The sequence below is a fragment of the Stenotrophomonas sp. NLF4-10 genome (assembly GCF_022359915.1).
Lineage (GTDB): Bacteria > Pseudomonadota > Gammaproteobacteria > Xanthomonadales > Xanthomonadaceae > Stenotrophomonas > Stenotrophomonas daejeonensis.
On record NZ_JAKSEE010000003.1, the window covers coordinates 1,749,198 to 1,763,875 of the forward strand.

Here is a 14,678-nt window from a genome sequence, read left to right on the forward strand (position 1 = left end):
GATGGCCAATACCTCTTCCCGTCCGCTGCGCGTGTCCCTGCTGGCCGCCGGCCTGCTGCTCGCCGCCCATGCCCACGCGCAGGACGGCGGCACGACGCCGAAGGACGACGTCACCGAGCTGGACCGCGTCGTCGTCACCGCCAACCAGCTGGGCACGGTGACCGAAGGCAGCGGCACCTATACGCCGGGGACCATCGCCACCGCGACGCGGCTGGTGCTGACCCCGCGCGAGACGCCGCAGTCCATCAGCGTGGTCACCCGCCAGGAGATCGAGGACTTCAACCTCAACTCGATCGACAGCGTGATGGCGCACGTTCCCGGCCTGTCCATCGTCACCTACGACAGCGAGCGCACCGAGTACTACGCGCGCGGCTTCCCGATCAACAACTTCCAGTACGACGGCATCCCGATGAAGCGCGATTCGTCGTACTCGTCGGGCAACACGCTGGCGGACATGGCGATCTACGACCGCGTGGAAGTGCTGAAGGGCGCGGCCGGCCTGCTCGCCGGTTCCGGCGACCCCGGCGCGGTCATCAACCTGGTGCGCAAGAAGCCCACGCGCCGGTTCCAGGGGCACGCGACGCTGGGCGCGGGCTCGTGGCAGGAACGGCGCGCGGAGTTCGACGTCGGCGGGCCGCTCAACGCCGACGGCAGCGTGCGCGCCCGCGCCGTCGCCGCGTGGGACGACCGCGAATCCAGCCTCGACCGCTGGAAGCGCAGAAGCACGGTGTTCTACGGCATCCTCGAAGCCGACCTGCCCGATGGCACCCTGCTGACCGTGGGCGCCGACGCGCAGGACAATGACCCGCGCAACTCCACCTGGGGCGGCATCCCGCTGTTCAACGCCGACGGCGACTTCAACGCCATGCCGCGCGCGTTCAACAACGGCGCGACGTGGAGCCGCTGGGAGCAGTACACCCGCACCGCGTTCGCGACGCTGGAACACGGCTTCGACAACGAATGGGTGGCCAAGCTGCAGCTCAACCACCAGATCAACGGCTACGACGCGCTGCTCGGCGCGTCGGCCTCCGGCTTCCCGGACCCGGCCGATGGCGAGGGCGTCGCGCTGTGGATCGGGCAGTACGTCGGCAAGACCACCACCGACGCGCTGGACCTCTACGCCAGCGGGCCGTTCCAGCTGGGCGAGCGCCGGCACGAGCTGGTGGTCGGTGGCAGCCTGTCGCGGCGGCGCTGGGTGGGCAACGACTGGTGGGACGCGCCGGGTTACGACCTCGCGGTCCATGATTACTACCACTGGCGCGGCGACATCCCGCTGCCGGCCTGGAACGCCACGCCCGACGGGCATTCGGACGAAACCACGCGCGAGAACGGCCTCTATGCCGCGGTGCGCTGGAACCCGGCCGACACGCTCAAGTTCATCACCGGCGCGCGCCTTGCCCGCTACCGGCACCCGGTGGTGAGCGAATCGGGCATCGTCCTGCCCTACGTGGGCATGGTGTGGGATGTCGCGGCGACGCAGTCGCTGTACGCCAGCTACACCAGCATCTACAGCCCGCAGCTGTGGGCGCAGGACGCGCAGGGCAAGCCGCTGGAGCCGCTGGACGGCATGAACTACGAGCTGGGCTGGAAGGGCGCCTTCGCCGACGGCCGGCTCAACGCCAGCGCGGCGTATTTCCAGCTCGACCAGGACAACTACCCGGTGCCGACCGGCGAGCTCACGCCCAGCGGCAGCGACGCCTACCGCGGCGAGCAGGGCTACCGCACCAGGGGCTGGGAGCTGGAAGCCTCCGGCCAGATCACCCCGCGCTGGAACGTGCACGCCGGCTACGTGCACAAGACGACCCGCCAGCAGGGCAGCAAGGTGCAGACGGAGTCGCCGGAAAACCAGCTGACGCTCTATACCTCGTACAGGCTCTGCGACTTCACCTTCGGCGGTGGCGCACGTTGGCAGGACAAGACCTGGGGCGACGCCTACCACCCGAGCGGCGAATACGTCACGCATACCATCGGCAGCTACTGGCTGCTCGATGCGAGCGCGAGTTGGCGGTTCAGCGACCACCTCTCGGCCGCGCTCTCGGTGAACAACCTGCTCGACGAGAAGTACTACACCGTCTTCAGCTGGTACAGCACCTACACCTGGGGCGAACCGCGGCGCGTGAGCGCCAGCGTGACGTACCGGTTCTGAGCGACGACGGGGCCATCCGATGATCCGCGCCTTCCCGCTGGAAAACCCGGCCATCCCGGCCGGCGCCGGCAACGACCTGCTCCGGTACCATCCGGTGGCCTCCCGCGTCGCCGCCACAACGCGCCGCGCAACCACGCGCCCAGCCTGACCCGGCGGTTCCCGACGACCGCCCCCATCCGCACAGACACCAGCCCTACGCCATGTCCCACAGCCCCGCCATCGCCCGTCCCGCCCGCTTCCCGCGCCTGCATTTCGCCGCGCGGGTAGTCGCCGCCGTGTTCGGTGGCTACGCCTTCACCTGGGGCTTCATCGCCGCCGCGATGGCCCTGCTGTTCAAGGCCGGAATGGAGTTCCACGACGCCGAGTTCCTCGCCAGCGCGGTGGGCCTGCTGGTGTTCCTGGTGCTGTTCCTGAATGTCGTTGCCAGCCGCCGCCGGCTGGCGCTGGTCTGGCTGGCGCTGGTCGGCGGTGGCGCGGCGCTGGCCGCGGTCGCTTCACTGGTGCAGGCCAGCGTGGCCTGAGCGACATGCAGCAGGGAGAATCCATCGTGTTCCAGAGTTTCCGCCAGGTCATGGCCTGGTTGCATACGTGGTTCGGCCTGGTGCTGGGCTTCGTGTTGATGGCGGCGTTCTTCTTCGGCGCGCTGTCGGTGTTCGACCGCGAGATCGACCGCTGGTCGATCCCGGCCAGCCGCTTCGAGCCGCAGCCGATGCCGTCGTTCGAGAAGGTGCTGCGGCCGGCGTTCGAGCGCATGCAGCCGCTGCCGGCGGTGGTGGACGCGATGCGCCCGCGGGTGGACGGGCCGATGCCCGGGCATTTCGACACCGTGGCCTACTGGAGCGCCTATACCACCCACCGCGACCCGGTGCTGGCGCTGTATGCCGGTTACCAGATACCGGGCGCGAAGGACCCGGAAGACCTGGTCTGGGGCGAGGCCACCATCGACCCGCGCGACGGCCGGGTGCTGCCCGACGACCAGCTCAAGATCGGCAGCGGCTTCTTCTACCCGCTGCACTACAGCCTGACCCTGGACTGGAAGAACCTCGGTTTCTGGATCGTCGGCTTCTCGGCGCTGATGATGCTGGTCGCGCTGGTCAGCGGCGTGGTCATGCACCGCAAGCTGTTCCGCGAGCTGTTCACCTTCCGCCCCGGCAAGGCGCGGCTGCGCAGCGTGCTGGACCTGCACAACCTCACCGGCGTGGTGGCGCTGCCGTTCCACTTCTTCTTCGCCTTCACCGGGCTGGTGATCTTCGCCAGCACCTATTACTTCCCGATCGGCCACACCCAGCTGCACGACCTGCACGAGCTGCACGAAAAGCACGAGGCGCAGGAACTGGGCCTGCCGCACGGCCGCGCCGGGGTGCCGGCCGGGCTGGCCAACGTCGATGCGATGGTGGCCGAGGCGCAGCGGCGCTGGGAGGCGCGTGGCATGGCCGGCGACGTCGGGTTCCTGGTGCTGCAGCACGTCGGCGACGCCAATGGCTACGTCAGCATCTACCGCGCCGGTACCGACCGCATCGCGCTGGTCGGGCAGGGCATCCACTTCAAGGCGTCCACCGGCCAGTTGCTGCGCGAGGACCCGCCGGCCACCGCGGTCGGCCGCATCAGCGAATTCCTCACCGGCCTGCACCTGCAGCATTTCCGCCATTGGCTGCTGCGCTGGTTGTACGTGTTCGGCGGCCTGGCCGGCTGCGTCTGCATCGCCACCGGCTTCGTGTTCTTCGTCGAGAAGCGCAAGCGCCAGCACGCCAAACAGGGCAGCCCGGGCGTGCGTGTGGTCGATGCGCTGGCCGTGGCCACGGTGACCGGCATGGTCGTGGCCACGCTGGGCCTGCTGGTCGCCAACCGGCTGCTGCCCGAGGCGCTGCCGATGCGCGGGGATTGGGAACGGTACGCATTCTGGGGTGGCTGGCTGCTGGCGTTGCTGCACGCGGCCTGGCGCAGCGCGCCGGTCGCCCGCGGCCTGCCCAACCCGGCCTGGCGCGAGCAGGCGTGGGCGATTGCGGTGCTGGCGCCGCTGGCGGTGCTGCTGAACTGGATCACCACCGGCGACCACCTGCTGCGCACGCTGGCCGCCGGCTACTGGCCGGTGGCCGGGCTGGACCTGGCGCTGCTGGCCGTGGCCGTGATCGCCGCCGCCAGCGCGCGTCGGCTGGGCCGTCGTGCCGAGGCGCGCGCCCACGACCTCGCCCGCGAGCAGCAGGAGGCCGCCCATGCATGACCCGGCATCCGCCGGCTGGCTGCTGGCCGCCGCGCTGGCCGCCTGCCTGGCCGGCATGGGCTGGCTGGCGCTGGGCATGGACGTGCATGCGCGGCAGGCCTGGGGCCGCGGCCTGTCGCCGGCCGAGACCCGTAGTCTGCGCGGCCTCGGCTGGCTGGCGCTGGCGGCGGGATTGGGCCTGTGCCTGCGGGTGGACCACCCGAGCATGGCGGCGCTGGTCTGGGTGATGGCGCTGGCGGGCTCGGCGCTGGCGGTGGCCTTCGTTCTGGCTTGGCAGGCACGCTGGCTGGGCGTGCTGGCGCCGTGGGTGCGGCGCCAATGATGGCGGCACTGCTCCCGTAGGAGCGACGTCAGTCGCGACCGGGCTTTACCGGGAATGCCCCATCGCGACTGACGTCGCTCCTGCAGGTTCCTGCATGCGGATCAGCGGTCGCAATTGGCCGGATCGGCCTTGCAGGCCTGGTTGATCCGGTTGTCGCGCCGGGCCGCATCCTTGCCCAGGGTGTAGCCGGCCACCATCTGGAACATGACCACGGCCAGCACGAGGCTCACGATCCACAGGATGATCCGCGCGCGTTCGGCCGCGGTCATCCCGTTGGCGGCCGGTGCCGGCAGCGGCGGCACCCCATCCGCTTCCAGCAGGTGCCCGGGCTTGACCCCGAATGCCGACGCCACCGCCATCCGCGACTCGTGCGAAGCCCGGCCGTCGCTTTCCAGCCGCTGCACGGTGCGCGGGCTCAGGCCGGCCACGGCGGCCAGGTGCTCCTGCGACCAGCCGCGCGCCTCGCGCAATGCCTTGACCCGGTGGGCGTCTATCTTCATCGGTTCGTTGTTCACTGACGGTGGCTCCGGACGATGCTAATGGAGCCCGGAAACTGCCGCGACCGCGGGCGCAGCGCCACGACAGCAATCCGCCAGTTTCGCGCCATGCCTTGCCATGCAATGGTTTGCATGGCTGCCCGCGTTCGGCGGCCATCCGGCTGGCGTATGCTGCGGCCGGGCTTTCCATCCAACGCACAGGGGGACCGCATGAACAGCTCCGAGGATCGCCGCCATTTCTGGCGCGTGCCCTTCCACTCCGCCGCGAGCGTGGTCGCCGCCGATGGGGTTACCCATGCGGGGCGCCTGCACGATCTCTCGCTGAAGGGCGCCCTGTTCGAGGTCATCGACGCCTGGCCCGGCGCGGCGGGCGGGCAATGCCGCTTGCAGGTCGAATTGTCCGAAGACACACCGATCCACATGCAGGCCACGGTGATGCACGTGGAAGGGCGCAACATCGGCCTGCGCTGCGATGAAATCGACCTCGACAGCATCACCGCGCTGCGCCGGGTGATCGAACTCAACGCCGCCGATCCGGCGCTGCTGGAACGCGAGCTCGGCGCGCTGGTGCAGGGCGGCTGATTTTTGCCCCTCTCCCTTCGGGCACCTGCATTCGGTACATCCCTGTGCCTCACCTTTGGGCGGCTTCGCCGTGCAGGTTGGCAATCCTGCCAACCTGTCTCCCGAAGGGAGAAGGGAAGCATGAGGAATCCAGCAGGCCATGACCTTTGGCCCATCGGCAGGCGGTAGCCATCGCCTAGGCTCGGGGATTGGCCGCGCAACCAGCGCGGCATTCCTGCAAGGCCGGAGAACCGCATGACCCTTTCCAAGCTCGCCCCGCTGTCCCTGACCGTCGCCATCGCCGCCTCGCTGGCGGCCTGCGGCAAGACCGAGGCGCCCGTGGCGGCCGACACCGCCAAGCCGGCGTTCGACATGGCGCAGATCAAGACACCGTCGGTGGCGTTCAACGTCGCCGACCTGGACCCGACGGCTTCGGCCTGCGCCGACCTCAACGGTTTCGTCAACGGCACGTGGCTCAAGGCCAACCCGGTGCCGGGCGACCAGACCACCTGGGGCAGCTTCGAGATCCTGCGCGAGCGCTCGCTGGAAGTGCAGCACGCGCTGGTCGAGCAGGCCGCCACGGCCGACGCCAAGGCCGGCACGGTGGAAGCGCAGATCGGCGACATCTGGAAGACCGGCTCGGACGAGGCCGCCATCGAGGCCGCCGGCATCGCCCCGCTGCAGCCGGAACTGGAGAAGATCGCCGCGCTGGGCGACAGCGCCGCCATCGCCGGTTACCTGCGCGATGCCTACGCGCAGGGGCAGGGCTTCCTGTTCTCGCTGTATGCCAGCCCGGACTTCAAGGATTCGGGCAACGTCATCGCCTACGTCGGCCAGGGCGGGCTGGGCCTGCCGGAGAAGGGCTATTACTTCGACGAATCGCAGGCGAATATCCGCGACGCCTACGTGGCCTACATCGAGCAGTTGCTGGCCCTGTCCGGCGTCGACGCCGCGCAGGCGAAGGAGCAGGCCAGGGCGGTGATGGACTTCGAAACCCGCCTGGCCAAGGCCTCGCTGTCGCGCATCGAGCTGCGCGACCCGGCCAAGCGCTACAACCCGGTCAGCGCGCTCGACGCCGACAAGCTCACCCCGAACTTCAGCTGGACCGCGCTGTTCGACACCCTGAAGGTGCCGGCCAAGGACAAGTTCTCGCTGGCGCAGCCGGGCTTCTTCGGCGAGCTGGACAAGATGCTGGCCGACGTGCCGGCCGCCACCTGGCAGGCCTACCTGCGCTTCCACACGGTGGACAACGCCGCGCCGTATTTGAGCAAGGGCTTCGAGCAGGCCAACTTCGACTTCTACAGCAAGACCCTGCGCGGCCAGCAGGAAATGCAGCCGCGCTGGAAGCGGGTGCTGGAGTCGGTGAACGGCGCGATGGGCGAGGCGCTGGGCCAGCTGTACGTGGAAGCGGTGTTCCCGGCCGAATCCAAGGTCGAGATGCAACACCTGGTGGAGAACCTTTCCGCGGCGTTGAAGACGCGGCTGGAGAACCTGCCGTGGATGGGCGAGGAGACGAAGAAGAAGGCGCTGGAGAAGTGGGCCAGCTTCACCCCGAAGATCGGCTACCCGGACAAGTGGCGCGACTGGTCGGGACTGACCACCAGCGGCGACAGCTACCTGGGCAACATGCGCGCCGCGCGTGCATTCAACTACCGCTACATGCTCGACAAGATCGGCAAGCCGGTGGACAGGACCGAGTGGGGCATGACCCCGCAGACGGTGAATGCCTACTACAACGCGACCAAGAACGAGATCGTGTTCCCGGCCGCGATCCTGCAACCTCCGTTCTTCGACGCCAAGGCCGATCCGGCGCTGAACTACGGCGGCATCGGTGCGGTGATCGGCCACGAGATGATGCACGGCTACGACGACTCGGGCAGCCAGTTCGCCGCCAACGGCAACTTCGACAACTGGTGGACCGACGCCGACCGCAGCGCCTTCAACAGCCGCACCGACAAGCTGGTGGCGCAGTTCGACGGCTACGAGTCGCTGCCGGGCGTCAACGTGAAGGGCAAGCTGACGCTGGGCGAGAACATCGGCGACCTCGGCGGCCTGACCGTGGCCTTTGATGCATTGCAGATGGCGCTGAAGGAGGACCCGTCGAAGAACGTGGCCATCGACGGCTACAGCCAGGACCAGCGCTTCTTCATGAACTGGGCCACGGTGTGGCGCCGCAACTTCACCGAGGGCGAGCTGCGCGTGCGCCTGAACACCGACCCGCATGCCCCGGCCAACTTCCGCGCCAACGGCGCGCCGTCGAACATGCCCGCGTTCGCCGCCGCGTTCGAGTGCAAGGCCGGCGATGCGATGGTGCGCGGCGACGACAAGCGCGTGGTGATCTGGTGATCGCCATCGTGTGAGTTGTAAACAGGAAGGCCCGGCAATGCCGGGTCTTTCACGTTTTGGGTGGTGTGCTGGTTGGTGGTTTTGCAGGCATGGCGCATGGAAGCAGTTCAGCACGAAGCTTCGATTTCGAAGCCCCTCTCCCTTCGGGAGAGGGGTTGGGGTGAGGGGCGAACGAAGTCCGGATGGGTCGGTTCGACCATCACTGATTCCGTTCGCCCCTCATCCGCCCTTCGGGCACCTTCTCCCGAGGGGAGAAGGGGAATCAACTGCCGCCCGGTCGCAAGGTCAACAACATCGCCCGCGCGGCGTTGAAGCGGTCTTCGGGCAATGGCAGCGGGTGCTTGATGCGCAGCTTGTCCGGGCCGTCCATCTGGTAAAGCTTCGGCTGCTTCTGGATCAGCTGGATCACCGCCATCGGGTCGATGTCCGGCTTGCTTTCGAACACGATGCGGCCGCCGTTCTCGCCCAGCTCCAGCTTGCTGATGCCCAGCGCGTTGGCCTGCAGCTTCAGCTCGGCGATGGCGAACAGGTATTTGGTCGCATCCGGCAGCAGGCCGAAGCGGTCGATCATCTCCACCTGCAGCTCGCGCAGGGCCTCGCCATCGCGCGCGCTGGAAATGCGCTTGTACAGCGTCAGCCGCGTGTGCACGTCGGGCAGGTAGTCCTCGGGGATCAGCGACGGCACGTGCAGCTGGATCTCGGCGCCGCGGGCTTCCTCGCCGGCATCCACGTCCGGCAGCTTGCCGGCCTTGATCGAGCGCACCGCGCGTTCCAGCAGCTCGGTGTAGAGGCTGAAGCCGACCTCGGCCATCTGCCCGCTCTGGTCCTCGCCGAGCAGTTCGCCGGCGCCGCGGATTTCAAGGTCGTGCGTGGCCAAGGTGAAGCCAGCGCCGAGTTCGTCCATCGAGGCGATGGCGTCCAATCGCTTCTGCGCGTCGGGGGTGATCGCGCGCTTGTCCGGCACCAGCAGGTAGGCGTAGGCGCGGTGGTGCGAGCGGCCGACGCGGCCGCGCAGCTGGTGCAGCTGCGCAAGGCCGAAGCGGTCGGCGCGATTGATGACGATGGTGTTGGCGTTGGGGATGTCGATGCCCGACTCGATGATGGTGCTGGCCAGCAGCACGTTGAAGCGCTGCTTCTGGAAATCCAGCATCACCTTTTCCAGCTCGCGCTCGGGCATCTGCCCATGGGCCATGCCGATGCGCGCCTCGGGCACCAGCTCGGACAGCTCGCGCTGCATGCGGCCCATGCTTTCCACGTCGTTGTGCAGGAAATACAGCTGGCCGCCGCGCGACAGCTCGCGCTGGAACGCCTCGCGCAACTGCGCGTTGTCCCACTGGGTGACGAAGGTCTGCACCGCCAAGCGGTTCGGCGGCGGGGTTGCAATGATCGACAGGTCGCGCAGCCCGGCCATCGCCATGTTCAGCGTGCGCGGGATCGGCGTGGCGGTGAGCGTGAGCAGGTGCACGTTGGCGCGCATCGCCTTCAGCGCTTCCTTCTGGCGCACGCCGAAACGCTGTTCTTCATCGACGATGACCAGCCCGAGGTCCTTGAACTTCACGTCCGGCTGCAACAGCCGGTGGGTGCCGACGATCACGTCGATGGTGCCCTCGGCGACCTTGTCCAGTTCGGCCTTGATCTCCTTGGCGGACTTGAAGCGCGACAGCACTTCCACCTTCAGCGGGTAGTCGGCGAAGCGGTCGCGGAAGTTGCGGTAGTGCTGCTCGGCCAGCAGCGTGGTCGGCACCAGCACCGCCACCTGCTTGCCACCGCTGGCGGCGGCGAAGGCGGCGCGCACGGCCACCTCGGTCTTGCCGAAGCCGACGTCGCCGCAGACCACCCGGTCCATCGGCTGGCTGGATTGCAGGTCGCGCAGCGTGGCTTCGATCGCGGCCAACTGGTCCGGCGTTTCCTCGAACGGGAAACCGGCCGCGAACGGTTCGTACATGGCGCGGTCGATGTCCAGTGCCAAACCTGCACGGGCCTGTCGGCGCGCCTGGATTTCCAGCAGCTCGGCGGCGACGTCGCGCACTTTCTCGGCGGCCTTGCGCTTGGCCTTGGCCCACTGCTCGCCACCCAGCGAATGCAGCGGCGCGGTTTCCGGCGAGGCGCCGGAGTAGCGGCTGATCAGGTGCAGCTGCGCGACCGGCACGTACAGGCGGTCGCCCTTGGCGTATTCGATCTCGAGGAACTCGCCGGGCATGCCGCCCACGTCCATCGCGATCAGCCCGCGGTAGCGGCCGACGCCGTGGTCCTCGTGGACGATGGGCGAACCTTCGCTCAGCTCGCCGAGGTCGCGGATGATCGCTTCCGGCTCGCGTCCCGCACGGCGTGTCCTGCGCGGCTGGCCGGCACGCTCGGGGAACAGCTGGCGCTCGGTGAGCACCGCCAGCGGCGGTTCGGCCAGCGCGAAGCCGTCGTCGAGCGGGGCGACGGTGATGGCGAACTTCGGCGCATCGTCGGCGAGGAAGGCGGGCAGGCTGGCGATCACCGGTGGGCGCAGTTCGGCGGCCTGCAACACTTCCAGCAGCGCCTCGCGGCGACCCGGCGAATCGGCGGCGACCAGCACCCGGCCGGGGTAGTGGTCGAGGAAGGATTTGAGCGCTTGTCCTGCAGGCGCATCCTTGGCCGCCACCGGCAACGGCGGCAGCGGCTGGTCGCCCAGCGCCTGCGCCTCGGCGATGCGCGGGTGGTCGGCCGGCCACACTTCCACGCGCGGCTGCTTGTTGAACTGCTCGCGCAGGCTGTCTGGCGACTGGTAGATCTCGTCCGGCGGCAGCAGCGGCCGCTCGATGTCGTGGCGGCGCTGCTCGTAGCGGCTGCGGGTCTGCTCCCAGAACGCATCGGCGGCGTCGCCGACGCCGGGGGCCACTACCGTCAGGAAGCCTTCGGGCAGGTAGTCGAACAGCGTCGCGGTGCCTTGATGCGAGTCCCTCGCAGAAGCCCGCACATCCTTGTGCGGGGATTCAAAAAACAGCGGCAGGAAATACTCGATGCCCGAAGGCAGCACGCCGGCCTTCAGGTCCTGGTAGAGCGGGCTGCGCCGGGTATCGACGTCGAAACGCTCGCGCAGCGTGGCCAGCACCTTCGACAGGCTGGCCTCGTCCATCGGCACTTCGCGGCCGGGCAGCATCTTCACCGCCTCGACCCTGTCCAGCGAACGCTGCGATTCGGGGTCGAATGCGCGGATCGAGTCGATGTCCTCGTCCAGCAGCTCGATGCGCAGCGGCGCGTCCGCGCCCATCGGGTAGACGTCGAGCAGGCCGCCGCGCACGGCGAAGTCGCCCGGGTCCATCACCTGCGGCACGTTGCGGTAGCCGGCGCTTTCCAGCCGGCGTTTCTCCGCGTCCATGTCCAGCCGCTGGCCGACCTTCAGGTCGAAGCTGCCGCCGACGATGTAGCTCAGCGGTGCGAGGCGTTGCAGCAGGGTCTGCACCGGCACCACCACGATGCCGCGTGCCAGCGCGGGCAGGCGGTGCAGCGCGCTCAGGCGCTGGCTGATGATGTCCGGGTGCGGGCTGAACTGGTCGTAGGGCAGGGTTTCCCAGTCGGGGAACGGCACTACCGGCAGTGCGGCGGCATCAAGGCCGAGCAGGGTCTGCAGGTCGGCGACGGCCTGGTGCGCGCCGTGGTTGTCGCGCGTGACCAGCAGCAGCGGCTTGCCGTGCGCCTGCGCGGCGCGGGCCACGTGCCAGGCCAGTGCGCTGGTCGAAGCGGGGGCGCGCCACCAGGCGCGGAGCTGGCCCGCACGGGGCAGCGGCGGAACGGGGTAGGGGACGTGATGCGGCATGAGGCCGCCGATTTTACCGCAGCGCCGGCCTTGGGCCGGCACCCCGTGATCCGGCGTCACCACGTAGGTCGGGGCTACGCCCCCGACGCTTGATGTCCGGATACCCCGAGCGTCGGGGGCGTGGCCCAGACCTACGGCAATGATCGGCAATGGGCCATGTCCCCGGCCGCCATCAACTACCCAGCTCCAGCACCATCCGCACCAGTCCCGGCGTGCCGGCCGGGTGCGGCACCTGCCGGAAGCCCAGCGACGCGGCCAGTTGCAGCATCGGCTCGTTGTCCTGCGCGATGTCGCCGTACATGCGGTCCAGGTACTTGCCGCGCGCCCACTTCACCAGCTTGCGCATCAGCTGCCGGCCCAAGCCCTGGCCGACCAGGAAACGGCTGACCAGGATGGCGTATTCGGCATCGCGGGTGCCGGGGATGATCGAGGCGCGCGCCACCGCGCCGACCACGGCCTCGCCCGGCGGCAGCGGTTCGGCGACGACCAGCGCGATTTCGGTTTTCGGGTTCGGGTGGGTCAGGCGCTGGGCGGTCTCGTCCGACAACACGTCCACCGCCTGCAGGAAGCGGTCGCGGACTTCTTCCGGCCCGAACAGCGCAAAGGCGCCTTGCAGCGGCGCACCGTCTTCGGGGCGGATGGGGCGGATCAGCAATTCCCGGCCACTGGGAGCCTTGAAGTTTTCATGCCACGGCGGCATGCGGTTGCGGGTAGCCATGCTGTGGTTCCTCCGGAGTCCACCGATTCTTGCATCTGTGGTGCGAAATTCCGTGAACGTGGTTCAACCGTGGCAAGTGGGGCCGGCGGGGACTCAGTCGCCGGCCTTGAGCCATTCCAGCCGGGTCGAGGCGCCCTTTTCGCCCAGGTGTTGTTTCAGCACCGGCATGGCCGGCGCCAGTACCCGGTCGAACTGCCACGGTGCGTTCAGCAGCAGCATGCCGCTGCCATTCAGGCGCAGCGGCGAGTCGTCCGGGCGCACCAGCAGTTCGGCCAGCAGCGCGGACTTGATCGGCAATGCGGCCGCCTTGCGGAAGAAGTGCAGGATGCTGCGGCGCTGCTTGATCGGGAACCATACCGCGCAGGTGGCCTGCGGCCAGCGCGACAGGGTTTCGGCCAGTGCGGCGAGGATGTGCTGGTATTCGGCGTCCTGCGCCTCGTAGGGCGGGTCGATCAGCACCAGCCCGCGGCCGATCTTGTCGCCGTTGGCCTTGGGCGGCAGCAGCGAGCGCAGCAGGGCATAGCCATCGCCCGGGTGCACGCCGACGCGGCCATCATGGGCGAACAGGGCCTTGAGCGCGGCGGCTTCCTCTTCCTGCAGTTCGCAGGCGGCCATGCGGTCCTGCGGGCGCAGCGCCTGCGCGGCCAGCAGGGGCGAGCCGGGGTAGCAGATCATGCTGCCGACCGGGTTGTCGGCCTGCACCGCCTTGAGGTAGCGCTCGACCACCGGTGGCAGTTGCGGCTGCGCCATCAGCCGCATCACGCCGTCCTCGATTTCCAGCGTCTTGCGGCTTTCCTCGCTGGCCAGCAGGTAGCGGCCGCGCCCGGCGTGGGTGTCGAGCACGAAGAACGGGGTTTCCTTGCGCTTGAAGGCGTCGATCAGCGCCAGCAGGACGATGTGCTTGAGCACGTCGGCGTGGTTGCCGGCGTGGAAGGCGTGGCGGTAATTCATGCGCGGAGTGTACGGGCGCGGCGGCGGGCCGGCTATGCTGGCGGCATGTCCGAACCCGCCGCCCGCGTGCTCGTCGTCGAGGACGAGGCCGCCATCGCCGATACCGTGCTGTACGCGCTGCGCAGCGAGGGCTACGCCGCCGAGCATCGCGCGCTGGGGCGGCCGGCGCTGGAACGGTTGCGCGAAGGCGGCATCGACGTGATGGTGCTGGACGTGGGCCTGCCGGACCTGGGCGGCTTCGAGGTCTGCCGGCAGCTGCGTACCTTCAGCCAGGTGCCGGTGATCTTCCTCACCGCGCGCAACGACGAGTTCGACCGGGTGCTGGGGCTGGAGCTGGGGGCGGACGACTACGTGGGCAAGCCGTTCTCGCCGCGCGAGCTGGTGGCGCGGGTGCGGGCGCGGCTGCGGCGGCCGGCGCCGGTTGTCGCGGGCGATGCGGGATGGGTGCGGCAGGGGGCGTTCGCGATCGACCGCGAGGGGCGGCGGGTGCGTTACCGCGATTCGCCGCTGGACCTGACGCGCTACGAATATGCCCTGCTGGCGGCGTTGTTGCAGCGGCCGGGGGCGATCCTGAGCCGGGCGCAGTTGATGGAGCGCGGGTGGGACCATGCCAGCGACAGCGCCGACCGGACCGTGGATACGCACGTCAAGACGTTGCGGGCGAAGCTGCGGGCGGCCGGGGCGGTGGGGGACCCGATCCGGACGCATCGAGGGCTGGGGTATGCGCTGGATGTTTGAGGCTTTTGTTTGTAAGCCCCTCTCCCTTCGGGAGAGGGGTTGGGGTGAGGGGCGATGGAGTCCAGATGTTTGGTCGATAGGTAAAGCGAGAGCTTTCGCTCCCGCTACGCGTGAGCGAGCTACTTTTCTTTGCTCGTGCAAAGAAAAGGTAGCCCAAAGAAAGCGCGCCCTGCCTCCGCGCCCCACGCGCTACGCGCGTGGGGTTCACTCCGCCGCCGGGATTTTTCGACGAGACATCCTTGTCTCGTCGAAAAACGACGCGCATCCATGCGCGTCGCCCTTCGGGTTTTTCCCGTCGGCTCCGTCGCTGCGGAAGGGAACCCGGAAGGTCAAGAGCCAGAGCCAGAGCAACAGCAACAGCAACAGCAACAGCACTGGTCATGCGGGGTGG

The 14,678-nt window shown here is 68.8% G+C and carries 11 protein-coding genes; 7 read left to right on the plus strand and 4 right to left on the minus strand.

All coding sequences use genetic code 11. The annotated features are described in order from the left end of the window. Nucleotide 1 precedes the first annotated feature (1 nt). The 4 genes from MIC98_RS08235 to MIC98_RS08250 all read left to right on the plus strand — a co-directional run bounded on the left by MIC98_RS08235 (nt 2) and on the right by MIC98_RS08250 (nt 4,689). Nucleotides 2–2,146 (plus strand): TonB-dependent siderophore receptor, encoded by a 2,145-nt coding sequence (locus tag MIC98_RS08235; RefSeq protein WP_239736800.1) that lies wholly within the window; start codon nt 2–4, stop codon nt 2,144–2,146. A gap of 200 nt (nt 2,147–2,346) precedes the next feature. Continuing rightward, nucleotides 2,347–2,667: an iron uptake protein gene (locus tag MIC98_RS08240; RefSeq protein WP_239736801.1), complete on the plus strand. Its 321-nt coding sequence runs from the start codon at nt 2,347–2,349 to the stop codon at nt 2,665–2,667. A gap of 5 nt (nt 2,668–2,672) precedes the next feature. Beyond that, complete coding sequence (locus MIC98_RS08245) at nt 2,673–4,367, plus strand: PepSY-associated TM helix domain-containing protein (protein ID WP_239736802.1); 1,695 nt, start codon at nt 2,673–2,675, stop codon at nt 4,365–4,367. Further along, nucleotides 4,360–4,689 (plus strand): DUF3325 domain-containing protein, encoded by a 330-nt coding sequence (locus MIC98_RS08250; RefSeq protein WP_239736803.1) that lies wholly within the window; start codon nt 4,360–4,362, stop codon nt 4,687–4,689. The genes MIC98_RS08245 and MIC98_RS08250 overlap by 8 nt, the downstream gene beginning before the upstream one ends. A 101-nt stretch (nt 4,690–4,790) precedes the next feature. On the opposite strand, the gene MIC98_RS08255 is transcribed toward MIC98_RS08250, so the two are convergent. Then, nucleotides 4,791–5,204 (minus strand): helix-turn-helix transcriptional regulator, encoded by a 414-nt coding sequence (locus tag MIC98_RS08255; protein ID WP_239736804.1) that lies wholly within the window; start codon nt 5,202–5,204, stop codon nt 4,791–4,793. Between the two features lie 192 nt (nt 5,205–5,396). On the opposite strand from MIC98_RS08255, the gene MIC98_RS08260 reads away from it, so the two are divergent. Next, nucleotides 5,397–5,768 (plus strand): PilZ domain-containing protein, encoded by a 372-nt coding sequence (locus MIC98_RS08260; RefSeq protein ID WP_057641529.1) that lies wholly within the window; start codon nt 5,397–5,399, stop codon nt 5,766–5,768. Between the two features lie 234 nt (nt 5,769–6,002). Further along, nucleotides 6,003–8,093 carry a M13 family metallopeptidase gene (locus tag MIC98_RS08270; protein ID WP_239736805.1) on the plus strand — a complete coding sequence of 697 codons (2,091 nt, stop codon included), beginning with the start codon at nt 6,003–6,005 and terminating at the stop codon, nt 8,091–8,093. A 262-nt stretch (nt 8,094–8,355) separates the two neighbouring features. Here the strand turns inward: MIC98_RS08270 and mfd are convergent, their stop codons facing one another. From mfd to rlmJ, 3 genes are all read right to left on the minus strand, one after another. Beyond that, nucleotides 8,356–11,880 (minus strand): transcription-repair coupling factor, encoded by a 3,525-nt coding sequence (gene mfd / locus MIC98_RS08275; RefSeq protein ID WP_239736806.1) that lies wholly within the window; start codon nt 11,878–11,880, stop codon nt 8,356–8,358. Nucleotides 11,881–12,052: 172 nt separating this feature from the next. Next, complete coding sequence (locus MIC98_RS08280) at nt 12,053–12,598, minus strand: GNAT family N-acetyltransferase (protein WP_057641532.1); 546 nt, start codon at nt 12,596–12,598, stop codon at nt 12,053–12,055. Between the two features lie 93 nt (nt 12,599–12,691). After that, on the minus strand, nt 12,692–13,549 hold the full coding sequence (gene rlmJ / locus MIC98_RS08285) for a 23S rRNA (adenine(2030)-N(6))-methyltransferase RlmJ (RefSeq protein ID WP_239736807.1): 858 nt from the start codon (nt 13,547–13,549) through the stop codon (nt 12,692–12,694). Nucleotides 13,550–13,594: 45 nt separating this feature from the next. On the opposite strand from rlmJ, the gene creB reads away from it, so the two are divergent. Beyond that, entirely contained in the window at nt 13,595–14,287 is a 693-nt protein-coding gene (gene creB, locus MIC98_RS08290) for a two-component system response regulator CreB (protein WP_239736808.1), read from the plus strand. Nucleotides 14,288–14,678: the final 391 nt, after the last annotated feature.